The 11,923-nt window shown below is 62.1% G+C and carries 11 protein-coding genes; 2 read left to right on the top strand and 9 right to left on the bottom strand.

Annotated features, from left to right (window positions below; all coding sequences use genetic code 11):
• Positions 1-20: 20 nt before the first annotated feature.
• Genes ACYU8T_RS14370 through ACYU8T_RS14360 form a run of 3 tightly spaced genes read right to left on the bottom strand, consistent with a single transcriptional unit; the run spans position 21 to position 5,608 of the window.
• Positions 21-1,385: an efflux transporter outer membrane subunit gene (locus tag ACYU8T_RS14370; RefSeq protein ID WP_461160003.1), complete on the bottom strand. Its 1,365-nt coding sequence runs from the start codon at positions 1,383-1,385 to the stop codon at positions 21-23.
• Complete coding sequence (locus ACYU8T_RS14365; protein WP_461160002.1) at positions 1,382-4,519, bottom strand: efflux RND transporter permease subunit; 3,138 nt, start codon at positions 4,517-4,519, stop codon at positions 1,382-1,384. Before ACYU8T_RS14365 ends, ACYU8T_RS14370 begins: the two co-directional genes overlap by 4 nt.
• A 9-nt stretch (positions 4,520-4,528) precedes the next feature.
• Positions 4,529-5,608, bottom strand: coding sequence for an efflux RND transporter periplasmic adaptor subunit (locus ACYU8T_RS14360; protein ID WP_461160001.1), 1,080 nt, complete (start codon positions 5,606-5,608; stop codon positions 4,529-4,531).
• Positions 5,609-5,934: 326 nt separating this feature from the next.
• On the opposite strand from ACYU8T_RS14360, the gene ACYU8T_RS14355 reads away from it, so the two are divergent.
• Both ACYU8T_RS14355 and ACYU8T_RS14350 read left to right on the top strand, forming a co-directional pair.
• The gene (locus tag ACYU8T_RS14355; RefSeq protein ID WP_461160000.1) at positions 5,935-6,669 is read left to right on the top strand and encodes a response regulator transcription factor; all 735 of its coding nucleotides are present in this window, start codon (positions 5,935-5,937) and stop codon (positions 6,667-6,669) included.
• A complete protein-coding gene (locus ACYU8T_RS14350; protein ID WP_461159999.1) occupies positions 6,666-8,036 on the top strand; it encodes an ATP-binding protein in 1,371 nt (456 codons plus the stop codon). The genes ACYU8T_RS14355 and ACYU8T_RS14350 overlap by 4 nt, the downstream gene beginning before the upstream one ends.
• On the opposite strand, the gene ACYU8T_RS14345 is transcribed toward ACYU8T_RS14350, so the two are convergent.
• The 6 genes from ACYU8T_RS14345 to ACYU8T_RS14320 form a co-directional block, all read right to left on the bottom strand.
• Complete coding sequence (locus tag ACYU8T_RS14345; RefSeq protein ID WP_461159998.1) at positions 8,017-8,652, bottom strand: ATP-binding cassette domain-containing protein; 636 nt, start codon at positions 8,650-8,652, stop codon at positions 8,017-8,019. The two genes, ACYU8T_RS14350 and ACYU8T_RS14345, sit on opposite strands and share 20 nt — an antisense overlap.
• The gene (gene modB, locus ACYU8T_RS14340; RefSeq protein WP_461160395.1) at positions 8,642-9,307 is read right to left on the bottom strand and encodes a molybdate ABC transporter permease subunit; all 666 of its coding nucleotides are present in this window, start codon (positions 9,305-9,307) and stop codon (positions 8,642-8,644) included. The genes ACYU8T_RS14345 and modB overlap by 11 nt, the downstream gene beginning before the upstream one ends.
• Positions 9,308-9,345: 38 nt before the next feature.
• Positions 9,346-10,107, bottom strand: coding sequence for a molybdate ABC transporter substrate-binding protein (gene modA / locus ACYU8T_RS14335; protein WP_461159997.1), 762 nt, complete (start codon positions 10,105-10,107; stop codon positions 9,346-9,348).
• Between the two features lie 93 nt (positions 10,108-10,200).
• On the bottom strand, positions 10,201-10,746 hold the full coding sequence (locus tag ACYU8T_RS14330) for a septal ring lytic transglycosylase RlpA family protein (RefSeq protein ID WP_461159996.1): 546 nt from the start codon (positions 10,744-10,746) through the stop codon (positions 10,201-10,203).
• Between the two features lie 340 nt (positions 10,747-11,086).
• Entirely contained in the window at positions 11,087-11,260 is a 174-nt protein-coding gene (locus ACYU8T_RS14325) for a hypothetical protein (protein WP_176502327.1), read from the bottom strand.
• Between the two features lie 104 nt (positions 11,261-11,364).
• Positions 11,365-11,919, bottom strand: coding sequence for a hypothetical protein (locus tag ACYU8T_RS14320; RefSeq protein WP_461159995.1), 555 nt, complete (start codon positions 11,917-11,919; stop codon positions 11,365-11,367).
• Positions 11,920-11,923: the final 4 nt, after the last annotated feature.

Raw genomic sequence — 11,923 nt, 5'->3', positions numbered from 1 at the left:
AGGAGACTATCAACCGCCTACTAAAAATCGGCCCCTATCACGCGATAGAGGCTGATCCGGTTTTGCAGCAGTTCAAGATCCGTGGCGATCGCGCTTCGCCGCGCCGAATAGAGCGATCGCTGATTGACCAGCGTCGTCAGGAACGGGTCAATGCCCGCGCGATATCGCTGCTCGGATAGAGCATAGGCGTTCTCGTTGGAAACAACCAAGGCCCGCTGAGCCCGCTGTTGTTCCCCTATGGTGCCAGCGCGGGCCAAGGCATCGGCTACTTCGCGGAATGCGTTCTGGATGGCATTTTCATAATTGGCGACCGCTGCCTGCTGCTGCGCCTTGCTGAACTCGACATTGGCCCTGACGCCGCCACCGAATATGGGAAGGCTGGCGGAGGGCGCTGCTGACCAGGTGAAGGCATTGCCTGTAAAAAGAGACGATAGCGCAGAACTCGCCACGCCGATTGCTGAGGTCAGGCTGATGCGCGGGAACATCGCGGCGCGCGCTGCGCCGATGTCGGCATTGGCAGCTTGCAGTTGGTGCTCAGCCTGGAGCACATCCGGCCGTCGCAGCAGGACGTCCGATGAAGTCCCTGCGGGCACCTGCGCGGTCGTTCCGATCAATGATGAGAGGGAGAGGGGCAGGAGTGCTTCTTCGACCGGGGCTCCGGCGAGCAAGTTCAGTGCATTGCGGTCCTGCGCCACCTGTGTGACAGCGGCCGCGACATCGGACCGCGCCTGCTCTACCACGGTCTCGGCCTGGTGAACGTCGAGCTTACCGGAAAGGCCTACGCCGTTGAGCGATCTGGTGAGCGCCAGCGTTCGTTCTGCACTGGCAAGCGTGTCGCGCGCGACAGCAAGCAATTGTTGATCAGCAGCGAGCGCCGCATAGGCACTGGCCGTTTCCGCGACGAGTGCGATGCGGGCTGCCCTCGCTCCCTCTTCGGTCGCCAGATAGGATTGGAGCGCGGATTCACTCAAGTTGCGCAATCGGCCGAACAGATCGATTTCGAAAGCGCTGAACCCGACGTCGGCGCTGTAGCTATCCTGCCGCTGATCATTGCGGCGCGAGAAGGTAGCGCCTGCATCCGCCGTGACTGTGGGCAACTGCGCCGCTCTCTGGATGCGATATTGCGCTCTTGCGGCGAGTAGATTTGCCAGCGTGACGCGCAGATCGCGGTTATTCGCGAGCGCTCGCCCGATGATGGTTCGCAGCCGCTGATCGCCCAGCAGCGCCGTCCATGGCAGCCCTGCTTCTTTCGTGGAGATGGCCGCAGGATAGGCTGCTCCAGCAGGCCAGGCCGGCGGGACGGGCGCGGCAGGCCGCTTATAGGTTGGCGCGAGATTGCAGGCAGTCAAGGCGGCGGTAAGGCCAAGGAGGACGAGGCGTTTCATGCTGGCACCTCCGAACCGGTCGTAGGTGATGCAGGTTTGCGGGTGAACAGGCGCACGATGGTGAAGAAGAACAAAGGCACATAGAAGATGGCCAGCACCGTGCCGGTCAGCATGCCCCCCGCCACTGCTGTGCCGATAGCGACCCGGCTCTGCGCGCCTGCGCCATGGGCAAGCGCCAACGGGAGAACGCCCGCGATGAACGCCAATGACGTCATGATGATCGGGCGGAAACGAAGCTTGGCGGCCTCGATCGCCGCGCTCATGGCGTCCTTGCCCTCCCGATAGGCAAATTCGGCGAACTCGACGATCAGGATCGCATTCTTCGCGGCGAGCCCCATGGTGGTGAGCAGCCCAACCTGGAAAAACACATTATTCTCCAGACCGCGCCCCCATACCGCAACGACTGCACCGATGAGACCAAGCGGAATAACGAACAGCACGGCGAGCGGCACTGACCAGCTTTCGTACAGCGCGGCGAGGCAGAGAAACACGACGAGCACCGAAAGGGAATAGAGCAATGGCGCCTGCCCACCCGACAATTGTTCCTGATAGGAAAGGCCGCTCCACGCGTAGCTTGTGCCGGCGGGCAGTTGCTTTTGCAACCTCACCATTTCATCCATGGCTTCGCCGGAACTTGCCCCAGGCGCGGCCTGACCCTGTATTTCATAGGAGGACTGACCATTGAAGCGAGCCACAGTCGTAGGACCCATCTCCCAATGCGTCGTCGCGAAGGCTGAGAAAGGAACCATTTCTCCTGTCGCCGCCGAACGGACCTGCCAGTTGTCGATGTCGGTCGGCAAAGCTCTGTATGGCGCATCAGCCTGCATGTAGACCCGCTTCACACGGCCGCGGTCGATGAAGTCGTTGATATAGGTGCTTCCCCAGGCAGAACTCAGTACGTCATCGACGTCACTCTGCGTAAGTCCAAGTACCGCAAGCTTCTCACTATCGATATCGACCTTGAGCTGTGGCGTGTCCTCCAGCGTCGCCGCGCGGACACCGGCAAGAAGGGGGCTTTCCTCAGCCGCAGCAAGCAATTGATTCCTCAAGGCCAGGAACTTGTCGCGGCTGAGACCGCCCGTGTTGAGCAACTCGAAGGTGAAGCCATTTGATTGCCCGAGGCCGCGGATGGCAGGCGGCGTCATCGCGAGGATCTTTGCGTCACGCACCGCTGCCAGTTGCTTCGTGGCGCGGCTCGCGATCTCGCTCGCACTGTTCGCCTTGCCCGATCGATCTTCCCAAGGCTTCAGATTGATGAAGCCTTGTGCGGTATTTTCGCCTTGCCCAGCGAAACTGAAACCTTGTGCGATGAAGACGCTCCCGACATTTTCGCTTTCCTCGCTTTGAAAATAGTTGCGGACGCTGTCGATCGCCTGCCTTGTCCGGGTTGACTTAGCGCCTGCGGGAAGCGTCATCTGCACCATGACCTGTCCCTGGTCCTCGACAGGCAGGAAGCTGGTCGGAAGGCGAACGAACAACAGGGCAAGGATGCCAAGGATCAGCACATAAACACCCCAGAAAAGGGCACGCCGATGCATGACCTTTTCCAACCGGCGCATGTAGCCGCCGGTGATACGTTCGAACCAGCGGTTGAATTTGCCAGCCCAACCCTGCTGGCGGCGCTCCTCGCTCGTCGGTTTCAGTAGCGTGGCGCACAGGGCAGGCGAAAGAATGAGCGCCACGACCACGGACAAGAGCATGGAAGAGACGATGGTGATGGAGAATTGCCGGTAGATCACGCCGGTCGATCCGCCAAAGAACGCCATCGGCAACAGGACGGCCGACAGGACAAGCGCAATGCCGACCAGGGCGCTGCCAATTTCTTCCATCGACTTGATCGTGGCGGATCGCGCGTCCAGCCCCTCGTCATGCATCAAGCGTTCGACATTTTCGACGACGACGATGGCATCATCGACCAACAGGCCGATCGACAGCACCATTCCGAACAGGGTGAGCGTGTTTATGGAATAGCCGAAGAGCGCAAGCACACCGAAGGTCCCGAGCAGGACCACGGGCACTGCGACTGCGGGGATGAGGGTCGCGCGCCAGCTTTGCAGAAAGACGAACATGACGACGACGACCAGCCCGACCGCTTCGATGAGCGTCTTGATGACCTCGTTCACCGAAAGCCGGATGAAAGGTGTCGTGTCGCGGGGAAATGCGATGCTGTAGCCATAGGGCAGTCCGGTGGACAATTCTTCCACCTTGGCCTTTACAAGTTCGGCAGTTTTCAGCGCATCCGCGCCGGGGGCAAGCTGCAGCGCGATGCCTGAACCCGGATGCCCATTCAGCGTCGCGGAAGACGTGTAGCTTTCATTGCCAAGTTCAACCCGGGCGACATCGGAGAGATGGACGACCGAACCGTCATTCTGCGTCTTGACGATGATGTTGCGAAATTGCTCTGGCGTCTGGAGGCGGGAACGGGCCCGCACGGTAGCATTGAGCTGCTGCCCGGCAGGCGCTGGATCAGCGCCGATCTGCCCAGCCGAGACCTCGATATTCTGCGACCGGATGGCGCTTTCCACGTCCGACGGCATCAATTTGACGGTGGCGAGCTTATAGGGGTCCAGCCATATGCGCATGGCATATTGCGAACCAAAGATCTGAACGTCGCCAATGCCTTCCAGGCGGGAAATGGGATCCTGGAAATTATTGACGAGGTAATCCGAAATGTCGGCCTGAGTGGATCGATCGGTGCGGTCGTACAGCGCGACCAGCATCAGGAAGTCGGTCTGCGACTTGGTGACCGTCAGGCCTTGCTGTTGAACCGCATTCGGCAAGCGGCTTAGCGCCTGCTGCACCTTGTTCTGAACTTGCACCTGCGCGGTGTCGGGGTCCGTTCCCTTGTTGAAGGTGACGTTGATGCGCGACTGGCCGTTGGCCGTGGAGGTCGAGGAGAAATACATCAGGCCATCGATGCCGGTCAGCTGCTGCTCGATAACCTGGGTAACGCTGGTCTCGACAGTATCCGCCGAAGCGCCCGGATAATTCGCGCGGATATTGACGGCGGGCGGGGCAATGTCGGGATATTGTGCGATCGGCAGTGCCAGCATGGCGCCCAGACCGGCGAGCATGATGCCGATGGCGATAACCCATGCGAAAATCGGGCGATCGATGAAGAAGCGGCTGATCATTTCGAGATCCTAACGCCCCTGGCTGATCGTGGCGGCGCGGACTGTGTCGCCCGGCTTTACCTTGTCGGTCCCCTCGACGATCAGCCGCTCACCAGCCTTGAGGCCTGAGGTGATCAGCCACTTGTCGCCTATGGCTTGAGCCGCGGTGACTGTCCGGCGCTCGACTTTGTTCGCGCGATTGACGATCAATGCCGTGGCATTTCCCTTTGGATCACGACTGATGCCTTGCTGGGGCGCAAGTATGCCTCCGGGGATCACGGCCTGAGGCGCCACGACGCGCACGAACATGCCTGGAAGAAGAAGACTGTCGGGATTGGGGAAGCGCGCGCGCAGGGTGATCGTGCCGCTGTTCGGGTCCACGATGGGCTCGGCAAATTCGACGCGCCCTTCGAGCGGGTATTCGCTGCCATCGTCGAGTTTCAGACGGATGGTAGCGCTTGCCGGCAGCGTCTTGCCGGCAGCCAGGCTGCGCCGGAGTGCAAGCAGTTGGGCGCTGGATTGCGTGATGTCGACGAAAATGGGGTCGAGTTGCTGGATGGTGGCGAGCGGGCTCGCCTGGCTGGCAGTCACCAGCGCGCCGGGCGTGAACAAGGATCGGCCGATCCGACCGCTGATCGGTGCCCTGACTTCCGTGAAACGCAGGTTGATGTTTGCGGTCTGAAGCGAAGCACGGGCCTGCTGGATCGCCGCTCCCGTTTGCCGGGCAGCGGCGACCACATCGTCACGTTCCTGAGCGCTTACGGCCTCGGTTTTCCCGAGAGCCTGATAGCGGCGCGCTTTGGCTTGAGCCGCAACCGCCGTAGCCTGCGCGTTGGCGAGGGCGGCCTGCGCCTCGTCACGGGACGCGCGATAGAGTGACGGATCGATCTGATAGAGCGGCTGACCCGCGCGGACGTATGAGCCTTCGGTGAAAAGGCGCTTTTGGACGACGCCTGCCACCTGTGGGCGTACTTCCGACATCATCGTTGAAACTGTGCGGCCGGGGAGTTCGGTTGATACGGTCACATCCTGAGCGCGGAGCGTGACTACGCCGACCTCGACCTGTTTCTTCTCCGGCGGCTTGTTCTGGCTGCAGGCGGTCGCGAGCATGCATAGCGCTAGGCTCAATTGAACGCCGGGGAATGATGAGGGAGCGAAGCGCAGCGGCATGGCGGCGGGCAAATCCAATAAGGAAATCAACAATTGCGAGAACTTCACCCGGCGCAGGGGGAGGGGGAGCGCCGGGTGAAGGACGGGCCGACCTTGATGACGAGCGTCACGGGCCATGCTCCGACGCTTCCTATTCGCTCTTCGGCAGGTCCATTAAAAGGCCGATGATGTTCCATTGTGCATCGCAATATGTCGGAATGTATCAGCACGTATCAGCCCCTTTGAGATGGGCAGACTTTTCCTGCCTAAAGCCTTAGAAGGCGGCCATGCCTGACCAGATGAACAGCCGCCCAGCACGCCTGATCGTTGTTGATGATGACCCTGATATTCGCGACCTGATCGTCCGGCAGCTTCAGCAGGAACATTATGATGTCGTGCCTGCCGGTAGCCTGGCGGAGCTTCAGGACGCGCTTGCCGTGCACCCTGCCGACCTTATCGTGCTGGACCTCAACCTGCCCGATGGAGATGGCCTGAACCTGTGCCGGGAATTACGTGCACAGGGCAGCGACGTTCGCATTATCATGGTGTCGGCGCGCGGCAGCGCGATCGATCGGGTACTTGGGCTTGAACTGGGGGCTGATGACTATCTCACCAAACCTTTCGAGCCGCGCGAATTGCTGGTGAGGATACGCAACCTGCTTCGCCGCGCGCATATCGACGATCCGGAGCGGCAGCGCGACAAGAGCGCGCGAACGGCCTGCTTCGGGCCCTGGCGGCTTGACCTGTTTCAGCGCAGGTTGATCGCGGAGGATGGCCGCCTCGTCATGCTGTCGTCCGCTGAATTTCGTCTGCTGTCGCGCTTCATCGATGAACCCAATGTCGTGCTCTCTCGCGAGAACCTGGTCCCCGAGCGCCGCGCCACGGCCGCCTTCGATCGGTCCATCGATCTTCAGGTCAGCCGGTTGAGGCAGAAGCTCGCGGCGATGCCGGGGGGCGAAGAGCTCATCCTGACGGTGCGGGGTGAAGGCTATGTGCTTGCCAGTCCGGTATCCTTCGAATGATCAGGCCGCTATGGCACCGCGTCCGGAGCTTTTTGCGGTCGCTGACCGGGCGCATATTCCTGTTGTTGACGATCGGCATGTCCCTGGCCGCGATGCTCGCCTTGCTGGTCGCCGAACATAGCCGCAGCCGGGATTTTCAAAGCTGGCGCATCCAGCGCGTCGTCGCGAGCGCAGAGGATATAGCGCACCGCCTGCAACGCGATCCCAAAAGGGTGGAGGCCATGCTGGCGTCCCAGCAGATCATGGGCGCAGCTCTGGCGCCCGAAGGCATTGCGGTCGCGGAACCAGACGCCGCGCTGGCCAAAGCGCTCAGGGTAAGGTTTGGACGAGGATCGAACCCGGAGGCAAGTCAGGTCCCCGCAGGCCTCTGCTTCCCCCGCCAACGCTATGATCCTTCGGTAGGTGCGGCAGGCGTCGTGGACGCGCCACGCCCTTCCTGCTGGATCGTGCGCTTCACCGACAGGACAGGTGCGCGAAGGTCCATGGCGCTCAACCTGCCGCGCATGGAACGGCCAGCGAGCATGATGGCCAACCCGCTCTACATGCTGCTGATCGTCATCGCCTCTGCGGGCCTCGCCATCGTCGTGGCGCGGATCGTGGCCGAGCCCTTGCGCCGACTCAAACATGCCGCCGAGTCCTTTTCATTGTCGCTCGATCCGGAGGAAATTCCCGAAAGCGGTCCCGAGGAAGTGCGGGCGGCGCTATCGACATTCAATGTCATGCAAAGGCGCGCCCGTGCGGGTTTTGCCGAGCGTACACAGTTGCTGGCGGCGATCAGCCATGATCTGCAGACGCCGCTCACCCGGTTGAGGCTGCGGCTCGAACTTGTCGAGAATGACGACCTTCGCGCGCGGCTGTTGCAGGACCATCAGGCGATGCAGACGCTGGTCAAGGAAGGGCTGGACCTGGCTGCCAGCACGGAAACACAGGAAGAATGGTCAGTCGTCGATATAGATTCCCTGCTGGAGAGCATGGTTGAGGATGCGCAGGACCTGGGCGCTCCCTTGCGGTTCTCAGGCGGATGCGGGGGCACCATTCGTGTGAAGCCCAATGCCCTGAGCCGGTGCATCAGCAATCTGGTCAGCAACGCCATCAAATATGGCGGCGAGGCAGAGGTAGGCTGTTCCCGGCAAGGCGGGCGCGTCCTTATCCACATCAGGGATAAAGGCCCCGGCATTCCGCCGGATCAACTCGACCAGATGTTCGAACCCTTCACCCGGGGTGCTTCAGGGCAACCGGGGGGGCGGCCGGGAACGGGCATTGGCCTCACCATCGCCCGGTCGCTGGCTATGACTTTCGATGCGTCGGTTCGGCTGATGAATGCCGAAGAAGGAGGCTTGATCGCGACTATCGAGATGAAGGCATAAGCTCGATCTTCCGCGTCGCCAACCGGTCGGCCTCCGCCGGATTATGCGTGACATAGACGATCGGGAGCCGAAGCTCATCACGAATGCGCAGGATGACGTCCATGATGCCTTCCCGGCGGGCGGGGTCGATCGACGCTAGGGGCTCGTCCATGAGGAGGGCCCTGGCACCGGACAGAAGCGCCCGGCCGATGGCGACCCGCTGCGCCTCGCCGCCCGACAGGGTGCCAGGCCAGCGACCGAGCAGATGTTCGATGCCGAGGAAGTCGATGACCCCCTGCAATGACATCCACCGGTTTTCCGGAGCCGCGAGGCGATAGCCATAGAGCAGGTTCGCGCGCACCCGAAGATGGGGGAACAGACGTCCGTCCTGAAAGACATAGCCGATGCGGCGGCGGTGGGGAGGAAGGTTTATGGCGGCGCTGTCATGGAACAGCATCTGTCCATCGATGCTGACATGGCCTTGATCGGGGCGCATCAGGCCCGCGATCATGTTCAGGACCGACGTTTTCCCGACGCCAGATGGGCCCCAGAGCAGCGTGATGCCGTCGGACGCCACAAAGCGCGCGGCCACGACATGATCGCCAAGGGTTTTACGGACATCGACGTCAAAGGACATGGCGCGTTCCCGTTGCGCTCGTCCGTCGGGCCAGAGCTTCCGAGAGGAGAAGCGCGCCCAGGGAAAGGCCGATCGAAATCAGCGCCAATCGCCAGACGGCCGCGTCCGCGCCCGGCACCTGAAGGGCGCTATAGATGGCGAGGGACAGGGTGCGCGTTTCCCCCGGGATATTGGAGACGAAGGTGATGGTCGCGCCGAATTCCCCCAGGGACCGGGCAAAGCCGAGGATGAAGGCTGCTGCGATGCCAGGCAGCGACAGCGGCAAGAGGATCGTGAAAAAGCACCGGGCAGGACTGGCGCCGAGGGTCTGGGCCGCTTCTTCCAACCGGTGATCGACGGCTTCGATCGAAAGCCGGATCGCGCGGACCATCAGCGGGAGCGCCATGATTCCCGCTGCGACGGCAGCACCCGTCCAGCGGAACATGACGGACAGGTTGAGCCAGCGCTCCAACATGCCGCCCACTGGACCAGCGGGCCCGAAGGTCAGGAGCAACATCCATCCGATTACGACGGGGGGCAGGACCAGCGGCAGATGCACGGCCGCATCCAGCAGAAGCTTGCCGGGAAAGCGCCAACGCGCGAGAACCCAGGCGAGGGCGAAGGCCAGCGGCAGGGTAATGAGCATGGCCGCGAGGCTGACCTTCAGGGAGAGCATCACGATCTCCCATTCTTCCGGGCCGAGCGCTGCTACCGTCACCGCGTGCCGAAGCCATAGCGGCGGAAAATTGCCTTGCCGCGCGCGGAAAAAAGGAAGCGATGAAATCCTGCCGCTTCCCTGTGGGTCGATCGGCTGAGCAACGCTAAGGGATAGGTGATCGGCGGGTGACTGGCCGCCGGAAAGACGCCGACGATCCTCACCGCCTTGCTGGCGCGTGCATCGGTTCCGTAGACGATGCCCAGGGGCACCTGCCGCCGCTCTACCATTGCGAGCGCCGCCCGCACATTTTCCGCCGCAGCGATCTTCACGGCTATTTCAGGCCAGACGCCGAGTGCGGTGAGCGATGCCTTGCCATATTTGCCAGCGGGAACGCTGCCGGGGTCTGCGATCGCCAAACGGCCATTGCCGAGCGCGCGGGCGAGCGGGAAGCCGCGCCGGATTGGGATCACTTTCATCGTCCCCGCGGGCGCGATCAGGACGAGCTTGTTGGTGAGAAGCGTGGCACGTGTCCCTCGGCGTAGCAGCCCCTTTTTGGCGACTGCATCCATCCAGGGTTCGTCAGCTGACAGAAACAGGTCGGCAGGCGCTCCGGCTTCGATTTGCCGGGCCAAGGCCGAAGACGCGGCGAAGGACAGGATGGGCCGTTCATGCCCCTGTGCGGTCCATGCGTCGGCCGCAGCGGTCAAGGAATCCTGAAGGCTGGCCGCAGCCAGAACAAGAGGGCCGCGCTCACGGGCTTCAGCGGATCGGCCTGCAAAAACCGACAGAATGAGAAGGAAAAAGAGGAGGCGACGCATATGCTGTCCAAAGCCGGAGATATATATGCCGCTATACAGCGCTTCCCAGCCATGGCGATGGGGAAATTGGAGTTGTACGTGCCGGGAGCGGGATCAGCGGGGCAAGGAAAGCCGGTTGCGCTGCGCTTCAAGTGCGTCACCCGTCAGCGGCGGCCGTTCGCTGGCGGCCTTGCCCTTGCGCAAGCGCTTGCGATCTTTCTCGCTCGGATCGACCAGGCGTACGCGCACGGCGCTCTGGCCTGCGGCGCGTATCCCCAGTGCTTGGGCAGCCCCGCGAGACAGGTCGATGATCCGCCCCCGTGAGAAAGGCCCGCGATCATTGACGCGGACCAGCAGGGTGCGTCCACTGCCAAGCTCCGTCACTTCGACATAGGAGGGCAGCGGCAATGTGGGGTGAGCGGCGCTGATCCCCTTGGCCCGGAATTTCTCTCCCCGCGCGGTCCGGTTGCCGGATTCATTGCCATACCAGCTGGCATAGCCGACCTCGTCATAGCCTGGCTGCTGGGCCGGGACGTAAGTGACGCCGCGCACCGTGTAGGCAGGCCCGACGCGGACTGGGGTGTCGGATACGGGTTGGTAGGATGCGCAGGCTGTCAGGAGCAGAGGCAGCACTGCTATGGCACGATGAAGAGATAACATTTTATCGTCATAATGCCACTGCGGAGGCGATCTCAAGCGCGGCGGCTATCCGGATAGCTAGTCACGATTCCATGGGGATAGCGCGGCTCCTGTTCAATTCTCCTAAAGGAGACGCGGCTTCGTCCCTAATCGTCGGCCGGGCAGCATTAAGCGTCAGTGCCTGCGGGTCTTGTCAATTGTACAATGCCCTCAGTCGCTGGTGCTCGGGGAGCCTGCGGCGTCCGCAAGATACCCCCAAGCTTGCGGAACCGGGCCCGGCTGCCCCGACCATGAAGAAGGTCGACGATTTACAGCCGGGCCCAATTCTGCCGCGATCTGATCATGAGATGCTGAAGAGCGATCAGGGTTTTGAACGCTGCTCCCGCTCGCGATCCGCTTCATCGATCGCCTTGATCAAATCCTCGAACGCGCCATCGCGCGGTAGGGGAAAGAGGCGGGAAAAACTGTCACCGAGCCGCTGAATATCATTCTGCGTCAAAAGGCCTATTGCGACAATGTCGTCACGGGTGTCCATTCAAGACCCCTCCTGACTGTCGATAACGATGCAAAGCGCGTCTGGTGCCAAGCTATTGTGCCGGAATGGCAAAAATCCGTCACATCCCACTGAAAGATGACTGGTCATGAGGCGCGCCAGCGTTCGAGGGCTGCATCATATTTGCGGCGTTCGGCGGCGGCGCGGCGTTCGAGCTCGTCACTCGCTTTCTGCTGCCTTTTACGCAGGCTTTCGATCTGCGCGCGCAGCCGGGCCTGTTCCTCCTCGAGCGGTTTCAGTTCGGCCTTGGCCTCGATCGCCTGCCGGGCGAGCGCCTCTTCTGCTGCGTTCAGGGCGTCGCGACTGGGCCGAGGGCGAGGGGGAGGGGTGCGCTTCTGCGCTTGCTGCCTGGTTTGGGCGGGCGTCTTGCTGCGGGGCGCCTTTCGTCCTTGCGCCTGCTGAGATTTGGAAAGGGAGGCGAGATGTTCTGCTTCGCTACCCCGTGGCCGCTTGATGACGGTGCCAGGGTGCGCCATCGGCTCCCGGATCAGGTCCGGCTGGGTGACCTGCTCTGCTGACCCTCGAGCGAAAAGATTGGCGTCAGTGCCCCAGGCTTCGAGCGCGGCCTTCTGGCTCGGGGCCGCGACATAGGCGTCATGGAACCCGATCGGAGTGCGATAAACCTTTAGCGCGCGTGCCATTGGA

The sequence above is a fragment of the Sphingobium sp. TomMM35A genome (assembly GCF_054771735.1).
The sequence above is the reverse complement of the archived record's forward strand: the minus strand, read 5'-3'. Positions and strand labels throughout refer to the sequence as shown.

Bases quoted from the DNA above. Each gene is read 5' to 3' on its own strand.
- ACYU8T_RS14345 (WP_461159998.1), bottom strand. From the start codon at position 8,652: ATGTCCTTTGACGTCGATGTCCGTAAAACCCTTGGCGATCATGTCGTG.
- ACYU8T_RS14360 (WP_461160001.1), bottom strand. From the start codon at position 5,608: ATGCTCGCGACCGCCTGCAGCCAGAACAAGCCGCCGGAGAAGAAACAG.
- modA (WP_461159997.1), bottom strand. From the start codon at position 10,107: ATGCGTCGCCTCCTCTTTTTCCTTCTCATTCTGTCGGTTTTTGCAGGC.
- ACYU8T_RS14350 (WP_461159999.1), top strand. From the start codon at position 6,666: ATGATCAGGCCGCTATGGCACCGCGTCCGGAGCTTTTTGCGGTCGCTG.
- ACYU8T_RS14325 (WP_176502327.1), bottom strand. From the start codon at position 11,260: ATGGACACCCGTGACGACATTGTCGCAATAGGCCTTTTGACGCAGAAT.
- ACYU8T_RS14320 (WP_461159995.1), bottom strand. From the start codon at position 11,919: ATGGCACGCGCGCTAAAGGTTTATCGCACTCCGATCGGGTTCCATGAC.
- ACYU8T_RS14370 (WP_461160003.1), bottom strand. From the start codon at position 1,385: ATGAAACGCCTCGTCCTCCTTGGCCTTACCGCCGCCTTGACTGCCTGC.
- ACYU8T_RS14330 (WP_461159996.1), bottom strand. From the start codon at position 10,746: ATGTTATCTCTTCATCGTGCCATAGCAGTGCTGCCTCTGCTCCTGACA.
- modB (WP_461160395.1), bottom strand. From the start codon at position 9,307: ATGCTCTCCCTGAAGGTCAGCCTCGCGGCCATGCTCATTACCCTGCCG.
- ACYU8T_RS14355 (WP_461160000.1), top strand. From the start codon at position 5,935: ATGCCTGACCAGATGAACAGCCGCCCAGCACGCCTGATCGTTGTTGAT.
- ACYU8T_RS14365 (WP_461160002.1), bottom strand. From the start codon at position 4,519: ATGATCAGCCGCTTCTTCATCGATCGCCCGATTTTCGCATGGGTTATC.